Source organism: Cellvibrio sp. OA-2007 (assembly GCF_000953825.1).
Classification (GTDB): Bacteria; Pseudomonadota; Gammaproteobacteria; order Pseudomonadales; family Cellvibrionaceae; genus Cellvibrio.
The window spans coordinates 128,941-154,470 of record NZ_BBUL01000093.1; the positions used below are offsets into that span (position 1 = coordinate 128,941).

A 25,530-nucleotide genomic window follows, 5' to 3' on the forward strand; every position below is an offset into this window, starting at 1 on the left:
CTCGCTTATTCAGGAGTGCACCGCGACTCTCCCAGCCACACTCTTTGATTCCACGCTCAAACCTCTACCTACCTGCTCAACCAAATCACACGCATCCACAATCGCACTACTGTTTCTAACATCTGCAGAATAGTGCAGCAGTGCTCTAGAGCTTTTCGCTTTCTGCAACATATTGCCAATCATCGGAGCGACCTGCTCTGCTTTAAATTTCTCTGGCATTACATAAGTACCCAAGCCTAATTTATAAATGCGATCAGCATTATCCGGTTGGTCGTATTTGATGGGGCGAATCAGTTGTGGAATTCCCGCTTTAATCGCTTGCGCCGTGGTGCCCATACCGCCGTGATGGATAATCGCCAGGGATTTTGCCAAAGCGTATTCAAAATCGATGTAATCCAGATGCAAGCAGAGCGCAGAACCTTGCAAGAGTTCTGCGCCGCTCGCCCCACCAACAAATACGCCGGGCACTTGTAATTGCTCGCAAATTTTTCGCCCTACGGCAAACAGCGACTCCACATCTTTCACGCCGGTGCCCGAGGTAAAAATCAGTGGCGCACCCTGTTGTTCAATAAAAGCATCTAATTCAGAGCGGCTATTCATACTGGCGCGATTCTGCAATGGAAACCCCACCAGTTTTAAATTCTTGGGCCAGTCTTTTGCGGGCATGCCAAACCATTCCGGGAAAAAACCAATTTGCAGTATTGCCGCAGATTCCGTTTGAAACACTAAAGGGCACTGCAAACGTTCACGGGTAGCAAGGTAGGCGGCGTTATGCTCCATTTTACAAAACACCTTGAAGCGGGTTTTGCGGTTGCGGCGCAATAAAAAGCGCACAATAAAACGCGGAATACTGGCGGGAATTGCCCACTTCATTGGCGCTGGCGGGCTGTAGGCTGAAAATACAATGTTGGGTGATAACAGCATTTTTATAAAAGGAAGGCTGAATTTTTCCGCCGCTACCCGCGCGCCGTTTTCTTCACCCAAGGCAAGCACCAGTGTATTTGTACCGGCCAGACTTTTTACATAATTGAAAGCAGGCTCAAACGCGGGAGCGTGATAGTGCGCAAAGTTGTCCGCGTGATTCCTTGGCTCCCAAGCCGTAACGCTATTACCTTTATGGTATTGCTCAATGGTGCCGACTGAAATGAATTCCAGCCCCGCTGCAACAATTCTGGGTTGAAAATAATCGTTGGATAAAAAGCTGACTTGGTAACCTCGCCGAAGCAATTCAATTCCCATCGCGACCATTGGGTCAATATCGCCACCGGTTCCCAGCGCATAAATCACAAACTGTTGCATATTAGTTTCCGGCCACAGCCGCTGGCTGCTGGCGATACTCCGACGGCGTTTTGCCTACCAGTTTTTTAAAAAATGTATTGAATACCGATTTGCTGTTAAAGCCGACTTCCAGATAGATATCGGTAATGGTTTTGTCTTTGTTGGCTGGATCGATTAGGCGCTTTTGTGCCTCCTCAATACGATAACCATTAACAAATTCGTAGAAATTTAAATTGAAGTGGCGGTTGATAATCATCGACAAATCTTTTGCCGGAATCGCAAGGGTATCGGCGAGCATATCCAATGTTAATTCCGGGTTGAGATAGGTTTGTTGCGCGCGCATCAAGCCATCTATTTTTGCGGCATATTCCGGGTTGAGCAGTTTTTCCTGGGTGTTTTTCTTGGCGGGTTCTTTGGTGTCTTTTTGTTTTACCGCTTCAAAATTGCTGAAATAGCGCATGCTGGTAAAGACCAGAGTACACACCAATACAAACAGCGCGTAATAACCGCTCAAACCTATGTACTCGATGGGGTTGCCGTCAGGATCGGGATGCAGAAAATCGTATTGCACAAATAGACCCGCTATTTTGGCGAGGGCGAGAAAGGCCTCCATGCTGGTAACGAGGGTAAAACCTACCACTAGAATTTTGAGCCAGAGAATATCGACCTTTTCGATATTGGAGTGGGTATTTTTGAGTATGTCTTTGTATTTATAAATCAACAGAAAGCCCGCTACACAGTAACCCACCCGCAGGCATTTGATCAGCACATCCATACCTATGTAGCCGGGGCTGTAGACAAACGTTTCGGTATTTATCCACTCCTGCCGCAGTGCGCCGGGGAAGCGATAGAAGGCAAACACCATAAATAGCGCAAACAAGGCGAAGGGAATTAGGTGCAGATAATCTTTGGGGCGAAGGTGAAAATCGCGGAACACCAGTGACTTCACATAAAAGTAGAGCAACACAGCATCCAGATAATAGGCGAAGGCGCCGACAAAATAGACCTGCGGCCAATGCGCGCGCACCTGCAGTTTAAATTCCGCCCCCCAGAGGATGAGTTCGTGCAGAGGAATCAGTGCGTGCGCCACTAAAAAGGCGGCGAGAAAGTAGTTGCTGATGTTTTTAGGCGGATTGGTGGCGATGAGTAAAAGCGCAAAGCAGCAACAGAGCATTGCGGTCATCAACAGGATGACATCGTGGAAGTTGAAAACTACCTGGTTCATGGTTTCTCCCCAACACTTCTTATTTTTTACGGCTGCAATCATCTGCCACAGCCATTTGTTTCACGCCGGATACTATAGAAGATGAACAGCGTGGGCTATTGGTTTTTCTCTTCCCGCAGGCACCCTTGCTCAGATGGATTCCGGTGTTGGCTCCGGGACCGTCTGCGACATGGATGTCGCAGTCGAGCCTACAGGGATGTATTAACGGCGTGTCCTGGAGTCAATACCGGAAGCCATCGTGCTGGCACGTGAACCAGCGTACGACCATCTTTCCCGCACTCGAACCCGTTCGCATTCATCTTTTTTAAGTACCACTTTTACTCTCGAACGACAGCCTTTAATGCACCGGCTTATTCTCGCTGTCACGAAATCCAGCGCACACCAACACAGCGCATAACAACAGGGAATGCCGTAACGCGGAATCAGGCTTTCGTACTCTGTGGCAAATAACAATAACTTTACAGGTACTCAACAATGAACAAATCAGCAATTGCGCTCTGCCTCAGCAGCGCATTATTCAGTCACTACAGCGCGAGCCAGGTTAATCCGCCCGCCACCCTACAGGCGGAAGCCTACAGTCATATGAACGGTGTGCAGCTGGAAAATACCAGCGATACCGGCGGCGGCCAGAATGTCGGTTGGATCGATGCCAACGACTGGATGGCCTACAGCAACAATCCCGTCAACATCGCCACCGGCGGCGCTTACGATATTGAGTATCGCATCGCCAGCCCCAGCGGCGGCGGTAATATCACCTTTGAAGAGGCCGGCGGAACTCCCGCTTACGGCAGCATCGCCATACCGGGCACTGGCGGTTGGCAAAACTGGACCACCATCAAACAGCGCGTGACCTTGAGCGCGGGCGTGCATCGTTTTGGCATCAAGGTAAATGCCGGCGGATTCAACCTCAACTGGTTCAGAATCGTCCCGGTGCAAACCCAAAGCTGGACGCCACTGCCCGCCATCAAACAAAACGGCCACCTCTGGGTAAACGCCAATACCAATCAGCGCGTGGACTTGCGCGGCACCAATCTGGGCAACTGGCTGATCCAGGAGTTTTGGATGATGGGCGGGCTTATGTCCACCAACAACGGCGGCATAAACGACCAATGCACGCTCGAATCCACCCTCGCCCAACGCTTCGGCAATGGCGAAAAAGAACGCTTGATGAAAGTGTTCCGCAGCAACTTTATCACTGCGCGCGACTTCGACATGATGAAGGCGATGGGCATGAACGTGGTGCGTATCCCCTTCCTTTACAGCCTGATTGAAGACGAATACAACCCTTACAATCTGCGCCCCGATGCCTGGCAGTATTTGGATTGGGCGATTGATGAAGCCGAAAAACGCGGCATGTACACCATTCTCGATTTGCACGGCGCCGTCGGCGGCCAAGCGGCAGTATCCGAGCAGCACGACGGCTGTATAGGCGCAGCGCAACTCTGGACCAACGCTAACTACTGGGATCGCACTAAATGGCTGTGGGATATGATCGCCCAGCGCTACAACGGCCGCAGCGCTGTCGCCGCTTATGATTTGTTGAACGAGCCTTGGGGCACAGACGCGACCACTCTCGCCAATCGTTCTTATGAATTGTTCAACGTAGTGCGCGCGAAAGATGCCAATCACATCATCTTATTACCCGGCCACAATTCCGGTATCGACGCTTACGGCAACCCGAACAACGGCCGCACTAACGTCTCTACCTGGATGCACTTCTACCCTGGCCTGTGGGGCTGGAATAGTGCCTCCGAAGAGCCCACCTACCAAGCCAACGTGCATGCGAACTGGCTACACTGCAACCAGAACGGCCTGGGCGAAAGCTGTGATTGGCGCAACAAAATCATCGGATTGCAAACACCTTTCTTGGTCGGCGAATTCCAACCCTGGACACTGCTCGGCAGCTACGGCGGCCAGATGACCCGCAAAACCTACGACATCTATAACAGCTACGGTTGGGCAGCGACCAACTGGGCATGGAAAACCACCTCATCAACCGGCTCCAATGGCGATACCAGCGGTTGGAACTGGGGCATGGTCACCAACTCCAGCAATGGCGGCGGCATGAACGGGATAAATGTGAGCAATGCGAGCGCGGCGCAAATCGAAAACTGGTTTAAACAGTTCAGCACCCAGCCCTTAGTGCGCAATGAAAGCATCGCCACCTGGATGAACTGGAAAGCCGAAGTGGGCACACGCATCGAAGCCGAAATGTTTAAGGATCACAGCGGCATCCGCATGGAAACCACGACCGATTCCGGCGGCGGTTTTAACGCAGGCAGCACCGATGACAACGACTGGATGAGCTACCCCATCAACATCCCCACCGGCGGTAATTACACCCTGCAAGTGCGCGTGGCATCGCCCTACTCTGGCGGCACTTTAGTGCTCAGCCGCAACGGTTCGGATTTAGGTGTAGTGACTGTACCCAATACAGGTGGCTGGCAAAACTGGCAGACGGTGAACATCACCGTGAACTTACAAGCAGGCCAGCAAGACCTAGCGATTTTTGTGCGCAAAGGCGGCTGGAATATCAACTGGTGGCAACTGACCAAACAATAAATTCCACCCAGTATCAACGAGCTCTCCATAGCCTCATTACCAACCTCCGGTTTGTAATGGAGCCCTCCCTTGCCGATGCAGAAATGCATCGGCTTTTTTGTTTTCATGCGCAGTACTAATTGCGTAACTTGCCGTTGCACAATTGCCTGAGACCTAACAAACTGATGAGCAATAATGCCAAACAAGAGCCCACAATGACTTACCAACCACCCTTCCACCTAACCCACAACATGACAAAGCGTGTGGCGGAAATTTCTGAATTGATCGGCGCATGGAAAGCCGTGAATCAGGGTGCGTTGGTGCCGGAGTTGCGGCGTGGCAATAGGATTAAAACTATTCAGGCTTCGTTGGCGGTTGAGCAGAACACGCTAAGCCTTGAGCAAGTGACAGCCGTATTAGAGGGAAAAACTGTATTGGGTTTGCCGCGCGAAATACAGGAAGTGCGCAATGCATTTGCGGCTTACGAAAAACTAGAGCATTGGCAACCACAGCGACTAGATGATTTGTTGAGTGCGCACCGTTTATTGATGCACGGATTAGTAGACGATGCTGGGCACTTTCGCTCTGGCGGTTCAGGGATTTACCAAGGGCAACAACTAGTGCATATGGCACCGCCGCCGAGCCAAGTGGCGCGACTCATGGAGAACTTGTTTGATTGGCTGAGCGCGACCGAGGCGCATCCGTTAATTGCGTCTACTGCATTTCATTATGAGTTTGAATTTATCCACCCTTTTTCTGATGGCAACGGGCGCATGGGGCGACTCTGGCAAACGTTGATTCTCAGCAGCTGGCAACCGCTACTGGCTTACTTGCCGGTAGAGACGGTGATTAAAAACCGCCAACAGGATTACTACCGATTACTCGGTGAAGCCGATAAACAGGCTGACTGTTCTGTATTCATTGAGTTTTTGCTGCAATCCATCCAGGAATCCCTGCATGAAGCTATCGCCTTGCAAAACACCACGGCACCGACAAAAACGCCGGTAGAAGCGCCGGTAATAACGCCGGTAAAAGTTCGGATAACCACCGAAACCCAGATTCTTGAGTTACTCCGTTTGCGTCCAGAGCTAAGCCTGTCTGAAGTGGCTGCCACGATTGGACGATCACTGCGTGCCGTTGAACGCGCAGTAAGCAAGCTGAAAAACCAAAATCGATTGGCATACGAAGGATCTAAAAAAGACGGTAAATGGAAGGTTTTACCCTGAAACATTTGCGCGCGCCTTCAAACGCACCTTTGATCAATAGCCGTCTGAATTCAGGGCGAAACCCAATTGGCCAGAATGGCATTTGCGGTTTGAATTTTAGCCAAAGCCTTATGGAGACATCCCGATGAACGTCAATGTTATTCAATTTGAAACCACAAAAGTCGCGCTGCTGGAACATCTAGGCTCACCTGAAACAGTCCTGGCGACAGCAGGAAAATTTATTGCATGGCGCAAAGCCACCGGGCTATCCCCCGTAAAAACCAGCAAAACTTTCGGCATTCCCTACAGCGACCCAAAAACCACAGCGCCAGAAGAATTTCGCTGGTATGTTTGCGGCAGTATTGATAGCGATGTTCCCGCGAATGAGTACGGTGTAAAAACCGGAGAAATTCCCGGCGGCAAATGCGCGGTGATTCGCCACAAAGGCAGCCTCAATAATGTCGACACCAGCATCTACGCCTTCTACCGCGAATGGCTCCCCACCAGCGGCGAAGAAATGCGCGATTACCCCTGCTTTTTTCACTACATCAACTTTATTCACCAAGTGGATGAATGCGAACTGCTTACCGATATCTATTTCCCGCTGAAATAAGGTGTAATATCATCCCCCACACAAAACCGCATAGACTATGCGGTTTCCGTCACAGGAATGACCAAGCAGTTACAGCCCCAAGGAAAGGTGTTACGGATTTTGGATACACGCTCGGCTGCTATGGAATTATGGATATAAAGCACTACTTCTTTACCTACTTCCCCGCTCACCTCAGATTCGTACCCGTCAGATTTAGTTTCGCTTCATCTGCTGGTATTCCATTGCGGCATTTCTGCAAAACTGCAAGCCAAATCATAGTAAAAAACCAACAAAAGCGCCAACAAGCGCATTACCAATCCCAAAAGGACCCTTATGAAAAATAAATTTTTAATTCTCGTAGTTTCTATGTTTTTAGCTTCCTGTGGAGGAGCAGGAACAGAAGAAAAGAAACCGAGCAAAAACCCGACCATCAAACTTGAAAAGAGCATTCTGTACATTCAAGCAGAAGAGGGAGGAACCGCTAATATATATAAAGAAGAGATTGGATTTAAAGTTGAGAACCTAAATGGAAACATATATATATTCGCAAAAAATAATAATCCCGAACTGATTGAAAGAATGTATCTTCCAATTATTCACATGGATGCTGATTCAACACTCACGATATATGCAGCACAACCATTTTTTACAGACTTAAAAAAGGGAACCTATCAAGGATCAATTACGCTGTCGCTCTGCGAAGATAAAGAGTGCACAAAGCCTGTTCCAAACAGCACAGTAATGATTAGCATCGTTTATGACGTGCTATAAAATAACTAAAAAACGTCCAGAAAAATTGAGGATAACCCAATGAAACTATATCACACATCTATTATTTTTTTGCTAATTTTATTATCTGGCTGCCAGGCTAACTCTATTAAATACAATCATCTACGAGCCGGATCAATTACTCCAAGCAATATCTTTTATGAATCAATCAGAATAGGAGAAGTAACATCGTCTTTTAGAAAAATTCCTTCAAATGACTTAAAAGAAGCATTCACTAAAAGCCTTTCTGGAAATAATTACATAACAGAAAGCGACAAATTTAAAGTAAATGTTAAGCTAACAAATGGGGATATAAGTGGAGTGTTCACAAACGAAGTAAGTTTAACGATTCAATACGAAGTTATCAGCACGCTAACTGATACCACCGTGCTAACAAAAAACATTGAAAGTAGAGCTATCGTTAAATCCAGCAAATTAGCTCCCTTACTTGAAGGGATAAACCATGCCTTAACAGGCCATACCGATTACAACAAACATATAGTTACGACAAATACTTATCGCTCTTCAAGACAGGAAGATATAGAATTTGGATTTCCAGATCTTGGAACACCTGTTAACGCAAAAGATCCATCATCTAGAATCAAGTTTGCCATTGACACCGCATTAAGAAAAAATTTCGCAGATTTTTTGGGGGTATTAAACTCGAACGTAATAGAGAACTATTAATGCAGTAACTAGCATACCGCCCGCATGAAATCTAATAAGTTACGGGCATATTTACCACTTATAAAGTGACCAAGATTTATGACCCCAGCAAAAAAGCTGGAAGCTTTTGTTTGATTGCGCAGCACGCGCTGTGCTGCTGCGCTACAGAGAGATGATACGGGTAGGTATTAAACTATTTCGCCAGGTTCGATAAAATCGGGTTCTTCAAGCTTGGCAAAATCGGGGCTTTCAGCGCGGGTATTTTTATCGCGCATTTTACCAAGCTCCGAGCTTAACTTGCGCTGCATTTTTTCGGCAGCGCCGCTTACCGCTTGGCCGAGTGTTTCTGCGAATTCGGTAATCGCTACTGGTGCTTTACCTTCTAGGCGAGCTTCCAACATGCAGCGTTTATCTTTGCCTGCATGTTTGGTATTGCCATTCTCATCACTTAAATGCACTTCAATTCGGGTTACATGGTCAGCAAAGCGATTTAATTTGCTTTGCAAGGTAGTGCGAACATACTCAGCCAAGCGTTCGTCTGCTTGAATATTGTGATCACTGTTGATTTGAATCTGCATAAGCTACTCCGATCAATTGCCCTATAGTGGGCTTAACGACACCATAAAAATACGGACGATAAATAACTCACTCGCTTTAAATGGAATCAATGTCCAGTAACGTACTTGGAGACGGCAGATTACAAAATCAAGGCATTTACAAAAAATGACTCGGAAAGACAATACTGAAGAGCGTATCACTTGGTTAAGTACCGATTTATTCGGTACGGTTTTGCCAGTAGCCCGGCTCTCGATGAAGGTTCATAACCGCCACAACCAGCAGATTATTTTCGTCTATTGTGTAAATCAAACCGAAGGGGAAACGGCGGAGTAAGGTGCAGCGAAAAGTTGTATTGAGTGGCGCCCACGCAGTGGGATATTTGGTGAAAATCCACTTTCATTTATCGAAGCGGTTCCAGATTTTGCCGAAGACTTCTTGCGCAGAAACGCTGGCGACTTTGCCTGACTGCACTTCATCTAAACGACGCTGTGCAACCGCAAGCCATTGCTGATCCAGTTCAGTAGAGGATGCATTCAGGCTATGCAGCAGCGAATCGACCACCAGTGCGCGATCCTCCAACGGCAGCTCGTTCGCTTCGGCGATTAATTGTTGTGCATTCATAAAACCTCCGAAAATGTATTAGCGAAACCACTATAAATAGACAAGCATCCAACCACAAGCGCAGGTATCCATAAAGGATGAATTAACACTGCCCCACCGATCACCTCCCTCCATCAACCAAACTCATCCATTTTTCGCTTTCAGGTTCTGTTGCACGCAGCAGGACGCGAAGCCGGGTTTTCTATCGAAAAACAGCGCTGGCACGCTTCCCATTTTAGGCAAACTCCAACCTGAACCAGTTCGAGTAAATTTAAACGGGCGCATGTGCCAGCGCTATAGGTCAGGATTCTCGTGGCAAATACAACATGGCACCTATAAGAAATGCCAAACAATAACTATGGACACAATAAGAGAATCCTCTATGACTTACTTCAACAGCAAAATCCCGTTTTTCACTTTGAAAACCAGCCTGCTCAGCACCTGCATTATCGGCCTTGTCGCCTGTGGTGGTGGCAGTGGCGGCGGCGGTAAGTCGTCTACGCCTGCAAGCTCATCAGCGGCCTCAGTAGCGCCATCCTCATCCAGCGCCGCCAGCAGTATCGTGCCCGATGAAGGCATGACCATGCTCAAAACCAAGGACACCCAATGGGTCAAGGCCAGCGGTACGCCGATCCTGCTTAAAGGCACCAACCTCGGTAACTGGCTGGTGCAAGAATTTTGGATGATGGGGCAAGGCGGCAACGGCGTGCACGACCAATGCACTCTGGAGGCCAAACTCACCGAGCGTTTCGGCTATGACGAAAAAGAGCGCCTGATCAAATTATTCCGCGATAACTGGATCAAAGAGCGCGATTGGGATCAACTTAAGGCGTTCGGATTTAATGTCGTACGCCTGCCGATCCTGTGGAATGTGATCGAGGACGAAAAAAATCCTCGAACCCTGCGTGCCGATGCATGGCATTACCTGGATTGGTCCATCGCCGAAGCAAAAAAACGCGGCATTTATGTGATTCTCGATTTACACGGCGCGCTGGGCGGCCAAACGCCGAACGATCACACCGGCTGCTCTGGTCAAAACAAATATTGGATCAATACCGAATATCAAGACCGCACCAAATGGTTGTGGGAGCAAATCGCCACCCGCTACAAAGATGAACCCGCCGTCGCCGCTTACGACCCGCTCAATGAGCCATGGGGTTCAACTGCGCAAGATATGGCGGTGCGCGTAGAAGAGCTGTACCAAACCATCCGCAAGATCGACAGCAAACACATAGTAATGTTGCCCAGCCACTACGGCGATATCGAAGTCTATGGCGACCCGGTTGCCAAGGGCATGAGCAATGTCGCCTTTGAACTGCACCCCTACCCCGGTCTGTTTGGTGATAGACCCGGCGACAGTCATTACGACATCCATCGCGATTGGCTCAAGTGCGGTCAAACCGGCACCAGTGGTGTATGCGCTTGGAACACCAAGTTAACCGCACTCAAAACCCCCATGCTGATGGGCGAATTCCAACCCTGGCAGTCCGCCGGTTTGGAATTAGGCGGCAAAATTGGCCGCGCCACCTACGACACCTACGCCAGTTACAACTGGGCATCCACCAGCTGGGCTTACAAACTTGTCTCGGTTGCGGGCGGTCAGGGCAAAGGCACCTGGGGCATGGTGACCAATGAAATCAATACCAGTTTAGATACCGGCGTTGGCCTGATCACCAAAGCCAGCACCTGGGATTGCAACAACTGGGACTCCACCTTCGCTGAGGCTTGTGCCAAAAAAGCCACCACCATCACCACCGGTGGCACGGGCGATAAAACCTATTATCTGGTGGTTAAAACCGGGGCTAACGATGGCGCTAGTCCCGACGTAACCTTCGACAGCATCAGCCTGAAAAACACCACCACTAACCAAGAACTGCTCGCCAATGGCAGCTTCGGCGCAAGTGGCGGATGGTCGGAATTGAGCATCAGCGGCTCGCTCAACTTCAACTACAACAGTACTGACGCGAGCAAAGCGCCCACTGGCAGCGAAGGCGCCGTGATGCATATCACTCGCCCGGCTGGCGTAACCGGTGAAATTAACGGCGCGCTTTACCAGCAAGTCACGCTCAAAGGCGGCCAGACCTACAACTTCAGCGGTGTATTCAAAGGCAATAGCAGTGTGAATACCTGGGCGGAGATCTATTTGATCGAAGAGGCACCAGTCGCCGGTAAAGATGTGGTGGATAACGCGGGCAAAGTGGATTTCACCACCGCGCCGATTGCCGACATCGAAGCCCTATTCAAAAGCTACGGCGAGGTGGGCTACGACGTGAATAGTGGTTTGGCCAAATGGTTGGTGACCGATGAACACAACGACGTGTTTGACTACCCGGCGCGCCCAACCAATCTCAAGCTGGTGCAAACCGGCAACAATGTCGCACTGACCTGGGCGGCTGTCACCGGCACAGGTATTACTTACAACGTCTATCGCGCAGCCAGTGCCGGGGCAAAAGGCACCTTGATCGCCGAAGGCCTCACCGTCACCAACTTTGCCGATTCCGGCCTGAGTGAAGAGGAAACTTACTACTACTCAGTCGCCGCAAAAAATAGCATCGCCGAGGGTTACGCCAGCGCACAGGCCAACACCCAACTGCTGTTTGTGGCAGTGCCCGCCAAAATCGAAGCAGAAAAATTCACCGCCATGAGCGGCATTCAAACCGAAGCCTGCGGCGATATAGGCGGCGGCACTAACGTTGGCCATTTTGAAACGGGCGATTTTATCGAGTTCAAAATCAAAGCCGACACTGCAGGCAACTACGCCATTGATTATCGCCTCGCCACCCAAACCGGCAGCACCGGGTTTGAAGTGCTGATCGATGATGTAGTAGTCGATACCCAAGCGGTTGCGGCAACCGGCGGCTGGCAAACCTACATCACTAAAACCAGTGCGATATTTGCGTTAAGTGCAGGCAACCACACCTTGCGTTTCCGCTCCATCGGCAAAGAGTGGAATATCAATTGGTTTGAAATTAAAAAGCAGTAAAGCAACCGCTGGCCCCCCGCACGCGGGGGTGACGACGACACCTAATACTGGATACCGCACGCGGGGGTGACGGCAGAGAAATAAAAAAGGATTTCGCAACGTGAGCATAGCGATAACTCGTTAAGTAGGGAGTCGTCATCCTCGCGCAGCGGGGATCCATTGCTTTTACCCAATTAGACAAGTATCAAGAAAATTTCTACTCAATTTTTAACCACAAAAGACGAGAACCACAAGCATGAATAAACACCTTAAAAAATTAATCGTCGCACTCGCACTGGCCAGCCCCGGCTTTGGTGCGCTGGCTGCCGATACTCCAGCAAAAACCCTGAGTGTTTACACCACTGCCAAAGATAGCGATAAAAAACTGAGCCTGACCGACACACTCAGCTTTAAACCCGCAACACAAAATATGGAAACAGATATTGCGATTTACGTGAACCCGCAAAAACAATTCCAAAGCTTCTTAGGTTTTGGCGGAGCGATTACCGATGCGAGCGCAGAAACATTTGCAAAATTAAGCAGCAAGAAAAAAGCCGAATTTCTCAAAGCCTATTACGATAAAAAAGACGGCATAGGCTACAGCTTACTGCGCACCACTATTCACAGCTCCGACTTCGCCAGCGGCAGCCACACTTACATCGAAGAAGGCGATAAAGAATTAAAAACCTTTAACATCAAGCACGATAAAAAATATCGTCTACCCATGTTAAAAGCGGCCATCAAAGCAGCGGGCGGCGAGATCACCACCTACGCCAGCCCCTGGAGCGCGCCGGCGTTTATGAAAGACACCAACAATATGTTGCAAGGTGGCAAATTACTGCCCGAATACAACCACGCCTGGGCAATGTACTTCACCAAGTTTATTAAAGCCTATGAAAAAGAAGGCATTCCGATTTGGGGCATCACTATTCAAAACGAACCTATGGCAAAACAGACCTGGGAGTCGATGATTTACACTGCCGAAGACGAGCGCGATTTTTTAAAAAATCATCTCGGCCCGGTAATGCAACAAGAAGGTTTGGGCGATAAAAAAATTATTGTCTGGGATCACAACCGCGATTTAATTGTGCATCGCGTCAATACCATCATGAATGATCCGGAAGCGGCAAAATATGTGTGGGGCGTTGGTTTCCACTGGTATGAGACTTGGGCGGGCGGCAAGCCGATGTACGGCAATGTTGCGGAAGTGAATCGCGCCTACCCCAATCTGAACTTGTTAGTGACCGAAGCCACAGTAGAAAAATTCAATGCCGAACGTTTCCACTACTGGCCCAACGCTGAGCGCTACGGTGATTCGATCATTAACGACTTCAACTCAGGTGCAGTCGCCTGGACTGATTGGAATATTCTGCTCGACAACACCGGCGGGCCCAACCATGTTGGCAATTTCTGCTTCGCACCAATCCATGAAAACAACGGCGAACTAATTTACACCCCGACCTATTACTACCTCGGCCACTTCTCCAAATTTATCCGCCCCGATGCCAAACGCGTCAGCGCCGTACCCAGCCGCAGCTCATTGCAAACCACCTCGTGGCTGAACACCAACAACCAACTGATTACCGTGGTGATGAACAGCACTGATGCAGCCATTGACTATCGCCTGTATATTGGCGACATAGAAACCAGCGTAAACATCCCCGCTCACGCGATGCAAACTCTGGTCTACTAATTTAAACAGCAAGCGAAAAACAAGATCATGGATGGCATTCGGTCAAAACCAAAATAACCCGCTTCGGCGGGTTTTTTACGCCATTAACATTCCCTTCAATACCCTTCCTTAACAAAAAATAATCCTTCCACGCTGTTGGCTGAAGCCATTGGCTGGCACACTCTAGCGAGCTTTCTCATCAATAAAGGAATCCTGACATGAAAAGATTTGCCCTTTTGGCCGCCGCCATCTTCTTGCACGGCTGTGCGACAGATACCACCAGCACATCGCTCACCACTGCAGATAAACAACGGCTGGTTGAAATAACCCAAAGCATGCCCGCTGAACACCAAGCTCGTCACAATGCACGTCACCCGGTGGAAACCCTCGAATTTTTTGGTATTAAACCGGGCGATACAGTAGTAGAAGCACTGCCCGGCGAGGGCTGGTACTCACAAATCCTGTTCCCCTATTTGGGTAAACAAGGGCGTTTGATTGGGGTGGATTACAGCCTCACCATGTGGCCGGAATTTGGCGCCTGGGCAACACCGGAATTTATTGACGGGCGCAAGGCCTGGCCTGCGCAGTGGGCAGTGGATGCAAAAACCTGGGGTGGTGCCGACGGCGCAGCGGCAGAAGCTTATACCTTTGCAAATCTTCCCGCAGAATTAACCGGCAAAGTTGACGCGGTATTATTTATTCGCGCACTGCACAACCTCGCACGGTTTGATGCAAAAGGAAATTATTTAACACAGGCATTGGCAGAAACCCATCGCGTATTAAAACCCGGCGGCGTAGTCGGTATAGTGCAACACGCAATGAGCGAAGATAAACCCGATGCCTGGGCCGATGGCAGCCGTGGTTATTTAAAACGCTCGATGTTGATTAGCGCCATGACCGCCGCCGGATTTGAATTTGTGGGCGAAAATGACATCAACAAAAACCCCAAAGATAATCCGCAAGCTGACGACAATGTGTGGCGTTTACCGCCAAGCTTAAGAACTAGCGATGAGCAAAAAGCCGCAAATCAGGCGATTGGTGAATCCAATCGGGTGACTTTGTTATTTAGAAAAAAATAATTATTTTTTCGACAACAAAAACGGATTGCATTATTTAGGTGCAATCCGTTCTCCCCTCGCTCTGTATCGCGTTACACCCTCGCCCAAGATTTTCCGTCTCCCTGTATTTGTACGTAAGTGCGCTAGCGAACTGACAGATTTGGAAAAATGATGCCTGCTTGCGGTATCAGTAACCCAATTGTTATACGAGGAAATATAGAATGGATATTCGCGTCGGCTATGAATTAATTTATGAATGCCCACAGCCAACTCCCATGTTGCTTACTTTAAACCTGCACTTCACCCGCGCCTCCGATATTGTCATTCCCGATCACATCATCACTAACCCCGCGGTTCCCATCAACGCGTACCGCGATGACTTTGGCAACTGGTGCAGCCGCATTGTGGCACCACCTGGAATATTTACGATTTCAACCGATGCACAATTGCGAGACTCGGGGTTAGTTGATCCTGTTTTTCCCTATGCGCACCAACATGCTGTAGAGCACTTGCCCTCAGACACCATTGTTTATTTACTTGGCAGCCGCTATTGCGAAACAGATCGTTTATCCGAGATCGCGTGGAATTTATTTAGCAATACACCTATGGGCTGGGCGCGCGTGCAAGCCATTTGCGATTTTGTACACAACCATATTACCTTTGGTTACCAATATGCTCGCGCAACCAAAACTGCATTCGAAGCCTATAATGAGCGGGTTGGTGTATGTCGGGATTACACTCATCTTGCGATTACTCTGTGCCGTTGCATGAATATTCCCGCGCGCTATTGCACCGGTTATTTGGGCGATATAGGCGTGCCAATTTCACCTAACCCAATGGATTTTTCCGCTTGGTTTGAAGCTTATCTGGATGGCCAATGGCACACCTTTGACCCGCGCAACAATATTCCGCGTATCGGCCATATTCTTATCGCTCGCGGGCGCGATGCAACCGATGTTCCCCTCACCAATGTATTTGGCCCCAACACCTTAAAAAGTTTTACCGTTTGGACCGATGAAGTAAAACCACATAAAAATGAATGATTCACGAACTCTACCAGTATTTTTATTAGCGACTGAACCCGCAGCAGTCGAAATTTTCAACGAGCAAGGTAAACGCAATCTTGTGTTGGTGTGCGATCACGCCTCCAACCGCGTACCGGAATGTTTACAGCAATTGGGCTTGAACGATGTGCAACTAGCCGATCATATTGGTTGGGACCCAGGTGCAGCGGCAGTGGCGCGCTTGCTGGCGCAAGACCTTGATGCACCGCTGCTGCTGAGTGGTTATTCCCGGTTAGTGATTGATTGCAACCGGCCACTGGCGAGTAGTGATTTAATTCCGCAACAGAGCGCAGGCGTTATCATTCCCGGCAATCAAAATTTGTCATCGCACGAACGCGATCAACGGATCAAACATTTATTTATTCCCTATCATCAGGCAATCGAAAAACTAGTGGCTGAGCGCACGCTCGAACAAACGTTGCGTCCGATTGCATTTTTGAGCATTCACAGTTTTACTCCATTTCTTTTTAATCAGCAGCGCCCTTGGCACATAGGTGTTTCACATAAAAGTGACGACCGCTTCGCCCAAAATTTATATAAGGCACTAGTTAAACAGGAAGACATTATTGTCGGCTTGAACGAACCCTATCCCATTGAGGATGCGTTCGACTATAGTATTCCCGTGCACGGTGAGGCGCGTGGTTTACCCAGTGCCATGATTGAAATACGTCAGGATGGACTAACCACCCAAGCCGGAATTGAGCAATGGGCGAAACGCATTGCTCAAGCCTATCGCACCATTGAATTAGAATTTTGAGATTTGTTATGCAACAAAATCCAACCGGAATTTTTATCCACTACCTGAACCAACTCAAACGGATAGTGATAAAAATTGCTGATCACCAACAGCACAATCCCGCACTGCTTTACACCAGCCTGCACAGCGACATGCTGCCGCTGCTGGCGCAAATACGTACCGCCGCGAATTTTTCCCTGCGCACTTGCTGCCCGCTCGCCCGGCGCGAACGCATCAATTTTGATAACTCGCAGGAAACCTATGAAGGATTGCAACAACAGCTGGATGACACCATCGCCTATCTGCAGGCGATTCCCGCCGCTGATTTCCATCAGCCGCCAGAGCGGGTTAAGGATAAAGCAGGATTTAACGAATTGAGTTTAACCGCTGATGAATACCTGAATTGCTACGCTCTACCCAATTTTTTCTTTCACCTGTGTATGGTTTACAGCATCGCCCGGCAGGTAGGTGTGCCGCTAAGCAAAGGCGACTTTGATGGCTACCATCAGTATCCCAATGATTTTTCGTTTGTTTGATGCACCGAGTGCAAGCGCGCCTAAGGTTCCACCACCCCCGATCAGCAGCACCCAATTTGTAGCTGAATTGTGACGCCCTGCGCTTCGCACTGAATTAGCATTTTTGTGCAACAGTGCACTCTTGTACACAGTGCCGGGCTTGTCTTTCACTTCTAAATAAGCCTATCATGTAACCGATTACAGAAATCATGCAAACCTGACTGTAACAATAACAACAGGCGATACCTCTCCAGTAAGCGCCGCAGCACCTCAGGGCAATCGAGCAATGTAATCAACCGGCAGCTTCGCAGTCGCCCCAATACCCACAATAACGTTTATTTGCAGCAATCCCGCCTGCAAGGGCCTTTTGCTGCCCAAAGGAAACCACTATGAAACGCCTGACGACATTCAAAAAACAGCTTCTCAAAAAGACCGCTTTAGCCTTCATCACCTCCGCCATGATCGCGCCGGCGTTTGCCGGTTGGACGGTCAACGGCACCCAAGTGCTCGACCCTAACGGCAACAAGTTTGTGTTTCGCGGGGTCAACCACGCGCACAGTTGGTATACCGACCGCCTCACCCAGTCGTTAAAAGATATAGCCGCGACCGGTGCCAACTCGGTGCGTGTGGTGCTGAGCAACGGCACCCAGTGGACGCGCAACAACGGCGCCGATGTGACCAATGTGATCAATCAATGTAAAGCCAATAAACTCGTATGCGTGCTAGAAGTACACGACTCGACCGGCTATGGCGAAAGTGCTGCCGCGACCCATATGAGCCGCGCGACCGAATACTGGCTGAGCAGCGACATCAAGGCGGCCATTACCGGGCAGGAAGATTATGTGATTGTGAATATCGCCAACGAACCCTTTGGCAATGGCACCTCGGCAGCGACTTACACTGCCGATCACATCACTGCCATTCGCGCACTGCGCAGTGGTGGTTTGACCCATATGCTGATGGTCGATGCAGCCAACTGGGGGCAGGATTGGCAAAACGCGATGCGCGATAATGCACCGAGCATTTTTGCTGCAGACACGCTGAAAAATACGATCTTTTCCGTACACATGTACGAGGTGTACGGCAACGCCAGCATTGTGCAGAGCTATATGAACAGCTTTCAAACCCGTGGTTTAGCGCTGGTAGTTGGGGAATTTGGCGCCGAACACGGCGGCAGCAATGTGGCGGAAGAGGCGATTTTGCAATACGCGCAGGATATGGGCATTGGCTATCTGGGCTGGAGCTGGTCGGGCAATGGCAGCTGCTGTGCGCAGTTGGACATAGTGAATAACTGGAATGCGGCGTCGCTCAGCACCTGGGGCAATTATCTGATCAACAGTACCAACGGGATCAAGGCTACCTCCAAATTAGCCACACATTTCACTGGTACCACCAGCAGCGCTGCCAGTAGCGCGCGCTCCAGCGTCGCCCCTAGCTCATCAGCACCTTCATCGGTAGCACCCAGCTCATCCAGCCGCTCCAGCACACCATCGTCGGTCGCCAGTGGCGGCACCTGTAATTGGTATGGCAACCGCTACCCGATTTGCACCAGTACCGCGAGTGGCTGGGGTTGGGAAAATCAGCAGAGCTGTGTCGGTCGCACCAGCTGCGCCGCATTACCCGCGCCCTACGGCATTGAGGGTGGCGCAACCTCCAGCGCCGCGCCTAGCTCTACGCCTGCATCGAGCAGCAGAAGCAGTGTCGCGCCCAGCTCCACGCCAGCGAGCAGTGTTGCACCCAGCTCAATTCCGGCATCGAGCAGAGCGGCAAGCAGCGCTGCAAATACCGGTGGCGTAAGCTGTACATATGTGGTGAGCAATTCGTGGGGATCAGGTTTTACCGGCGCTATTCGCGTGACCAATACGGGCACCAGTAGCAAATCGGGCTGGACAGCAAGCTGGCAATATTCCGGTAGCAACCGCATTACCAGTTCATGGAATACCAGCCTCAGCGGCAGCAACCCCTACAGCGCAACTGGCGTGAGCTGGAATAGCACCATAGGCGCAGGGCAAACTGTTGAGTTTGGATTTCAGGGCAATACCAATGGCGGCAGTGTAGAAATGCCTGCAGTGACCTGCCGTTAATTAAACTCTCTAATACTTGCTCGCGGGAATGACGATGACCTACGGAAATAGGGAGTCGTCATCCTCGCGCAGCGGGGATCCATGATCAACATCAAGAGCAACAACTGGACTCCCGCAAGCGGGAGTGACGATAAATATCGGAAGTGAATAATATGCGAGGGATTTTTAGCGAGAAAATTAAACCATCATCACAACACTTTTAATAATTCTTTTAAGTTGCTCACATGGCGACGACTAATCACGGGGCGCAACTCTATATCCGCCAAGCGCACTTGATACTGTCCCTGCGCATTGCGCTCCAGCGCTTCAATATGCTTGATCGACACCAGCGAGTTGCGATGAATCCGCACAAAACGCCCGCTAAATTCTTCTTCCAATTCCTTCAGGGTTTCGTCAAGCAATTGCTCACCGGTGCGATGATAGACGGTGACATATTTGTGATCCGCAAGAAAATAACGCACATCTTCCAGCGCGATAAGCTCTACGCCGCGGCGCGTTTTGGCGGAGATGTGGGTGCGCTGATTATCGGTTTGCGGCGCATTATCTTTTTGCGCCGCCACACGCTGGATTTTGTTGAGTTTGCTCGCCTTGTCCAACACCTGTAACAGCTGCTCGGCTTTCACTGGCTTGAGTAAATAACCCACGGCGTTAGTGCCAAAGGCATCCAATGCGTATTGATCAAACGCAGTGCAAAAAATCACTGCAGGTGCATCATCCAACTCGGCAATATCCTGCGCGAGGCTCAAGCCGTCGCGACCGGGCATACGAATATCCAGCAGCACTATATCCGGGTCATATTGAGTGATGGCGACCAGCGCATCTTCGGCATTATCTGCCTCGGCAACCACCGTAAATCCTTCGATTTTTTCCACCATGCGCAGCAGGCGCTGCCGGGCGAGGCTTTCATCATCAACAATTAAAATATCCATCGTTATTGTCTCTGGCTTTTTTGTAGTAAACGCGTTCTTATTTATTTGCGCCTGGTATCGATTTTAATTTGATTACAACGTTAAAGGACAAAAAATATAAGTGGTAAACACACCGTTTTCAGCGCTGCTGGATAAGCGCGCTGCGGTGCCAAAGTGCGCGGTCAAGCGGCGGCGAATATTGTCCAGCGCCATGCGGTTATGGCGCGCCGAGGCGTCATTTTGGTGATTATTTTTTTTCACCAACAGATAAGGATTGCTAATCACTATGCTGAGCTGTTTGTCGTTTTGCGACACTCGAATAGTAATTTTTCCACCTTTGGGCAGCGGCTCTACGCCGTGGAAAATCGCATTCTCTACCAGCGGCTGCATCATCAAACTGGGGATTTTAAGCTCTTTATTGTAGCTGCCAATTTGCCATTCCAACTGCAAGCGGCGCCCCAAACGCAATTGTTCTATATCCAAATAGTGTTTGCACAACGCCAATTCCCGCTCCAGTGGAATCAATGTAGGCTCAGCAAGACTGGCGCGAAACAATGCCGATAAATCTTCTACCACGCGCTCGGCGGTATCCGGATCAGTCGCAATTAAACTGGCGATCGAATTCATACTATTAAATAAAAAATGCGGGCGAATGCGCGATTGCAGCGCCTGAATCCGCGCGTGCATTTCGGCCTGCTGCTGATTGCGCAACTGCTGCTGCAAATATAAATAGCGCAATAAAATGCCCGATAAAATCGCCGCAATCACCATATTGTTAAGCAGCAGCCAACCGTCAAAATGAAATTCCTGATCGCCCGCAAATGCCATACCGCTTGCGCCATAAATAAGCCACTGCCCGGCGGCGCAGAGCACCAAAGTGATGCCCAACACCAGCGCATAACTCACACTGCCCGCGCGCACATGATTCTGCCTGCCCAGCCAAAAACGCAGGCGACACAGCGCCACCGCACTGAATACCACAATCCATTGCACCTGCACTGAGATGAATGCGAGCTTGTCCCAGTTAAAATGTTGCAGACCGGATGACCCGCTAATAGTGAGCAACACGGCCAGCAACTCCGCCACCAATACCAGTAAGAAAACCGACTGGCTGCTGCACAAATCCGGCAAAAACGGATTGGCAGGCTCGGTGCGCGGCACGCCATTTTTGGATTTGGCCTTGGTTTTGTCGGATGCGGGTGCTTTCATGGTGTTAACGCGGTTTCCATTAATAGATCGCCGGGACGGTTTTTGAATAGGCATTGGGCTATAATGCGCGGCCTGTGGTGCCATGCTCAATGGTAGCCTAATCGCACCCGACATCTCTTTCATTCTTTCCAGTTTGTGGACACATGCTCATGAGCCAAAACGATCAGCCCATCAAACCCTGGGGCGGCCGCTTCAGCGAAGCCACCGATGCCTTTGTCGAGCGTTTCACCGCTTCCGTCGACTTTGATAAACGCCTCTATCATCACGATATCAACGGCTCAATCGCCCACGCCACCATGCTCGCCAAAGTCGGTGTGCTCACTGACGCCGAGCGCGACCAGATCATCACTGGTTTGGAGGAGATACGCGCAGAAATCGTCGCCGGCAAATTTAACTGGTCGGTCAGTCTTGAAGATGTACACATGAACATCGAAGCGGTACTCACCCAGCGCATCGGCATCACCGGTAAAAAGCTTCATACCGGACGCTCGCGCAACGATCAAGTGGCGACCGATATTCGCCTCTATTTACGCGACGAAATCGATGCTATCGCCAAAGAGCTGACCCGATTGCAACAGGGCTTGCTGCAAGTGGCAGAAGCCAATGCCGATACCATCATGCCCGGCTTTACCCATTTGCAAACTGCCCAGCCAGTGACCTTTGGGCATCACTTGTTGGCCTGGTTTGAAATGTTGCAGCGCGATTATTCGCGGTTGATGGACTGCCGCGCACGGATGAATTATTTGCCGTTAGGCGCAGCTGCATTGGCCGGAACTACTTACCCGATCGACCGCACTTACACGGCGCAGCTATTGGGCTTTGAAGCGCCGACCGAGAACTCACTCGACTCCGTAAGCGACCGCGACTTCGCGATCGAATTCGCCGCTTTTGCCAGCGTTTTGATGATGCACTTGTCGCGCGCGAGCGAAGAGCTGGTGCTCTGGACTTCATCGCAATTCAGCTTTATCGATTTACCGGATCGTTTCTGCACCGGCTCCTCGATCATGCCGCAAAAGAAAAACCCTGACGTGCCGGAACTGGTGCGCGGCAAAACTGGCCGTGTATATGGTCACCTGACCGCACTGTTAACCCTGATGAAATCCCAGCCTTTGGCTTACAACAAGGACAATCAGGAAGATAAAGAGCCGGTATTTGATGCCATCGATACCGTCAAAGACTGCCTGCGCGCCTTTGCCGATATGGTTCCGGCCATTCAGCCGCGCAAAGAGAAGATGTACGAAGCGGCCAAACGCGGCTTCTCCACTGCAACTGACTTGGCCGACTACTTGGTGCGCAAAGGTGTTCCTTTCCGCGACGCCCATGAGATTGTAGGCAAATCGGTAGGTTATGGCGTGCAATCGGGCAAAGACTTGTCGGAAATGACGCTGGCCGAGCTACAACAGTTCTCTACCGTGATCGAGCAGGATGTATTTGCGGTGTTGACGCTGGAGGGCTCGGTCGCCGCGCGCAACCATATAGGCGGCACCGCGCCAGCGCAGGTAAAAGCCGCCGTTGGGCGCGCCAAAGCCAGCTTGGAAAGCCGTCAGTAACACCCTACTCCCTCGCCTCCCCCGCCCAAAAGGGGGAGGTGTTTGCACCACACCACTCAGCTATTTCCCCTCGCTCCTGCCAGCCAATGTCGCTGTCGTCAAAATCGCTTTTATATTCCCGCTAACCACTGGTATTTACAGCAAAATAGACTAGCCTTTAGGTCTGGCAGTTTGTTTTTTGTCCAAGCAGGCTGAGCGCTTGAAAGGGACACAGGTAGGCACTATGGGTAAAAAATCATTGCATTCAGGTGAAGCTGAAGAGGCACTGGCAGCCAAAATCCGGCAGCTAGAGGACGAGCTCGCCCGCCTGAATGACCGTGATATCCGCCACCGCTATGCGATGGAAGCCTCCAGCGATGGTTTGTGGGATTGGAATCTACTAACCAATAAAATTTATTTCAGCCGCAGCTATTTGCGTATGCTCGGTTACGACTACGAAGAGTTGCCCGGTAACCTGGATACGCTGCGCGACTATTTTGTCCACCCAGATGATCTGGACAACATGCTCAGCGAATATCAGGCAGCGATTGATAACAATCGCGATTCACTGCAGTTGCAGCTGCGTATGTTGCACCGCGATGGCAGTGAAATATGGGTATTGTCAAAAGCCAAATTTTTTGAACCCGACCACAAGGGGCACCCCACTCGCTGCGTAGGTGTGAACACCAATATCAACGATTTTATGGATGCGCGCGAAGAACTCGTTAGCGCCCATGCCCAAGCGGATTTAGCGAGCAAGACTAAAAGCGAATTTTTAGCTCGTATCAGCCATGAAATTCGCACCCCGATGAATGCGATTATCGGCATTGGGTATTTGCTCAATGACACCAAGCTGGATGAACAGCAACAAAGTTATCTCACCAGCATGAATTCCGCGGCGGATTCGCTGCTACAAATCATCAACCAATTACTCGACTTCTCTAAAATTGAAGCGGGGCGAGTCATACTAGAACACGCCCATTTCGATCTTGATCAGCTATTTGAAAAAATTTCGCGCTTGTTTGAAATCAGTGCGCTGCACAAGTCTGTCAGCATTGTGTATGACATCAAACCCGATGTGCCGCGCTTTTTACGCGGCGACGCGTCGCGCCTCAGTCAAATTCTCGGCCATCTGATTGGCAATGCCTTCCAATACTCCAATACCAACCAAGTGCTGGTGCGTGTTCGCCGCCGCGCGCACAATGCCAAACAGGTCATGCTGGAGTTTACGGTTGAAGACAAAGGCTTGGGTATGACCGAAGAAAAACTGGCGCACATTAAAGAGCGGCTGGTATTCAATATAAATTCAAATGAACATGAAAAACATACCTATGGTCTGGGCATTTGCAGCCATTTAGTCCATTTAATGCAAGGTGACTTTAATATTGATTCACACCTCAATAAAGGCTGCAAAGTTACGTTTAGCGCATCCTTTGAACGCAGCCATCTAGGTGAAAAAACCCTGGTCAATCACCCCCGCGATCTCAATAATATTCGCACGCTCATTGTTGATGACAACAGTATTGCGCGCACTATTATTGCCAGTACCGCACGCAGTATTCATTTACAGGTTGATGAAATCGACAATCCGATTAGTGCCATAGAGCGTATTCGCCAAGCAGATAACCTCGGCCAACCCTATCACTTTGTTTTGCTCGATTACCGCATGCCCAATATGAACGGCTTGCAACTGACAGGTTTAATAAAATCCGATCGCAGCTTAAAACACAAACCGCGAGTGTTTTTAATTTCCGCCTATCACCGTGACGAGATTTCCAATACCGATCCCAATGCTATTTTGGTCGATGAATTCCTCAGCAAACCAGTCAGCGAATCGCGTCTGTTTGATGCCATTAGCCAAGCAATTGGCCGCGAGCAGTTTTTGCAAGATCTTAGTCCGGAACTGACTAGTGCAGATGACACTTTAGCGCTGCTGGAAAATACTCATCTATTAATCGCCGAAGACAATGTCGTTAACCAGCAGGTGATTCGCGGCATACTAAAAAAGAAAAAGATTATTACGACTATCGCCGCCAATGGCATTGAAGCTCTGAAACTGCTGGAAAATAACAGCGACGTTTTTGATGCAATTTTAATGGATTTGGAAATGCCGGAAATGGATGGTATAGAAGCAACACGACGAATCCGCGCCGGACAATTACGCACCAACAATCAACAGCAGGACATTCCCATTATCGCAGTCACTGCGCAAGCCATGCGCGGCGATCGCGAACGCTGCTTGGCGGCGGGCATGAACGGCTATTTATCCAAACCGGTTAACCCGGAATTACTCTACACCACGCTCGCCGATATCTTACGCAAGAAAAAAATAACTCACCAAAATCCACAATCCTGAGCCT

Annotated in this window: 21 protein-coding genes; 15 read left to right on the top strand and 6 right to left on the bottom strand. The window is 49.8% G+C overall.

The annotated features are described in order from the left end of the window. Positions 1-9: 9 nt before the first annotated feature. Positions 10-1,299 (bottom strand): glycosyltransferase, encoded by a 1,290-nt coding sequence (locus tag AWU77_RS14265; RefSeq protein ID WP_062064650.1) that lies wholly within the window; start codon positions 1,297-1,299, stop codon positions 10-12. A 1-nt stretch (position 1,300) separates the two neighbouring features. Further along, the gene (locus tag AWU77_RS14270; RefSeq protein ID WP_062064652.1) at positions 1,301-2,503 is read right to left on the bottom strand and encodes an AraC family transcriptional regulator; all 1,203 of its coding nucleotides are present in this window, start codon (positions 2,501-2,503) and stop codon (positions 1,301-1,303) included. A 474-nt stretch (positions 2,504-2,977) separates the two neighbouring features. On the opposite strand from AWU77_RS14270, the gene AWU77_RS14275 reads away from it, so the two are divergent. From AWU77_RS14275 to AWU77_RS14295, 5 genes are all read left to right on the top strand, one after another. Continuing rightward, positions 2,978-5,065 carry a carbohydrate-binding protein gene (locus AWU77_RS14275; protein ID WP_062064654.1) on the top strand — a complete coding sequence of 696 codons (2,088 nt, stop codon included), beginning with the start codon at positions 2,978-2,980 and terminating at the stop codon, positions 5,063-5,065. 194 nt (positions 5,066-5,259) lie between these two features. Further along, on the top strand, positions 5,260-6,270 hold the full coding sequence (locus AWU77_RS14280; RefSeq protein WP_062064656.1) for a Fic family protein: 1,011 nt from the start codon (positions 5,260-5,262) through the stop codon (positions 6,268-6,270). A gap of 124 nt (positions 6,271-6,394) precedes the next feature. Then, the gene (locus AWU77_RS14285) at positions 6,395-6,862 is read left to right on the top strand and encodes a GyrI-like domain-containing protein (RefSeq protein ID WP_062064658.1); all 468 of its coding nucleotides are present in this window, start codon (positions 6,395-6,397) and stop codon (positions 6,860-6,862) included. 312 nt (positions 6,863-7,174) lie between these two features. After that, the gene (locus AWU77_RS14290) at positions 7,175-7,612 is read left to right on the top strand and encodes a hypothetical protein (protein WP_062064660.1); all 438 of its coding nucleotides are present in this window, start codon (positions 7,175-7,177) and stop codon (positions 7,610-7,612) included. Between the two features lie 39 nt (positions 7,613-7,651). Next, positions 7,652-8,296, top strand: coding sequence for a hypothetical protein (locus tag AWU77_RS14295; protein WP_062064662.1), 645 nt, complete (start codon positions 7,652-7,654; stop codon positions 8,294-8,296). A 167-nt stretch (positions 8,297-8,463) separates the two neighbouring features. Here the strand turns inward: AWU77_RS14295 and AWU77_RS14300 are convergent, their stop codons facing one another. Beyond that, entirely contained in the window at positions 8,464-8,853 is a 390-nt protein-coding gene (locus AWU77_RS14300) for an HPF/RaiA family ribosome-associated protein (RefSeq protein WP_062064664.1), read from the bottom strand. Positions 8,854-8,998: 145 nt separating this feature from the next. On the opposite strand from AWU77_RS14300, the gene AWU77_RS20520 reads away from it, so the two are divergent. Then, complete coding sequence (locus AWU77_RS20520) at positions 8,999-9,166, top strand: hypothetical protein (RefSeq protein ID WP_193747540.1); 168 nt, start codon at positions 8,999-9,001, stop codon at positions 9,164-9,166. A 63-nt stretch (positions 9,167-9,229) separates the two neighbouring features. On the opposite strand, the gene AWU77_RS14305 is transcribed toward AWU77_RS20520, so the two are convergent. Then, positions 9,230-9,454, bottom strand: coding sequence for an addiction module protein (locus tag AWU77_RS14305; RefSeq protein ID WP_062064666.1), 225 nt, complete (start codon positions 9,452-9,454; stop codon positions 9,230-9,232). 361 nt (positions 9,455-9,815) lie between these two features. Here AWU77_RS14305 and AWU77_RS14310 point away from each other — a divergent pair, with 361 nt between their 5' ends. The 7 genes from AWU77_RS14310 (at position 9,816) to AWU77_RS14340 (ending at position 19,524) form a co-directional block, all read left to right on the top strand. Next, positions 9,816-12,416 carry a cellulase family glycosylhydrolase gene (locus AWU77_RS14310; RefSeq protein ID WP_238582449.1) on the top strand — a complete coding sequence of 867 codons (2,601 nt, stop codon included), beginning with the start codon at positions 9,816-9,818 and terminating at the stop codon, positions 12,414-12,416. 235 nt (positions 12,417-12,651) lie between these two features. Further along, positions 12,652-14,088 (top strand): glycoside hydrolase family 30 beta sandwich domain-containing protein, encoded by a 1,437-nt coding sequence (locus AWU77_RS14315; protein ID WP_084618423.1) that lies wholly within the window; start codon positions 12,652-12,654, stop codon positions 14,086-14,088. A gap of 197 nt (positions 14,089-14,285) precedes the next feature. After that, the gene (locus AWU77_RS14320) at positions 14,286-15,146 is read left to right on the top strand and encodes a class I SAM-dependent methyltransferase (protein WP_062064669.1); all 861 of its coding nucleotides are present in this window, start codon (positions 14,286-14,288) and stop codon (positions 15,144-15,146) included. A gap of 200 nt (positions 15,147-15,346) precedes the next feature. Beyond that, a complete protein-coding gene (locus tag AWU77_RS14325; protein ID WP_062064671.1) occupies positions 15,347-16,168 on the top strand; it encodes a transglutaminase family protein in 822 nt (273 codons plus the stop codon). Next, a complete protein-coding gene (locus AWU77_RS14330) occupies positions 16,161-16,946 on the top strand; it encodes an N-formylglutamate amidohydrolase (RefSeq protein ID WP_062064673.1) in 786 nt (261 codons plus the stop codon). The genes AWU77_RS14325 and AWU77_RS14330 overlap by 8 nt, the downstream gene beginning before the upstream one ends. 8 nt (positions 16,947-16,954) lie before the next feature. Beyond that, positions 16,955-17,461 carry a DUF1993 domain-containing protein gene (locus AWU77_RS14335; protein ID WP_062064675.1) on the top strand — a complete coding sequence of 169 codons (507 nt, stop codon included), beginning with the start codon at positions 16,955-16,957 and terminating at the stop codon, positions 17,459-17,461. A gap of 368 nt (positions 17,462-17,829) precedes the next feature. Continuing rightward, positions 17,830-19,524: a cellulase family glycosylhydrolase gene (locus AWU77_RS14340; protein WP_062064677.1), complete on the top strand. Its 1,695-nt coding sequence runs from the start codon at positions 17,830-17,832 to the stop codon at positions 19,522-19,524. 188 nt (positions 19,525-19,712) lie between these two features. Here AWU77_RS14340 and AWU77_RS14345 read toward each other — a convergent pair whose 3' ends face one another. Both AWU77_RS14345 and AWU77_RS14350 read right to left on the bottom strand, forming a co-directional pair. Beyond that, positions 19,713-20,453: a LytTR family DNA-binding domain-containing protein gene (locus tag AWU77_RS14345; protein ID WP_062064679.1), complete on the bottom strand. Its 741-nt coding sequence runs from the start codon at positions 20,451-20,453 to the stop codon at positions 19,713-19,715. Positions 20,454-20,525: 72 nt separating this feature from the next. Continuing rightward, positions 20,526-21,641: a sensor histidine kinase gene (locus AWU77_RS14350; protein ID WP_084618447.1), complete on the bottom strand. Its 1,116-nt coding sequence runs from the start codon at positions 21,639-21,641 to the stop codon at positions 20,526-20,528. A gap of 149 nt (positions 21,642-21,790) precedes the next feature. Between AWU77_RS14350 and argH the strand changes: the two genes are divergently transcribed. Both argH and AWU77_RS14360 read left to right on the top strand, forming a co-directional pair. Then, the gene (gene argH, locus AWU77_RS14355) at positions 21,791-23,191 is read left to right on the top strand and encodes an argininosuccinate lyase (protein WP_062064681.1); all 1,401 of its coding nucleotides are present in this window, start codon (positions 21,791-21,793) and stop codon (positions 23,189-23,191) included. 223 nt (positions 23,192-23,414) lie between these two features. After that, the gene (locus tag AWU77_RS14360) at positions 23,415-25,526 is read left to right on the top strand and encodes a PAS domain-containing hybrid sensor histidine kinase/response regulator (protein ID WP_084618425.1); all 2,112 of its coding nucleotides are present in this window, start codon (positions 23,415-23,417) and stop codon (positions 25,524-25,526) included. Positions 25,527-25,530 lie beyond the last annotated feature (4 nt).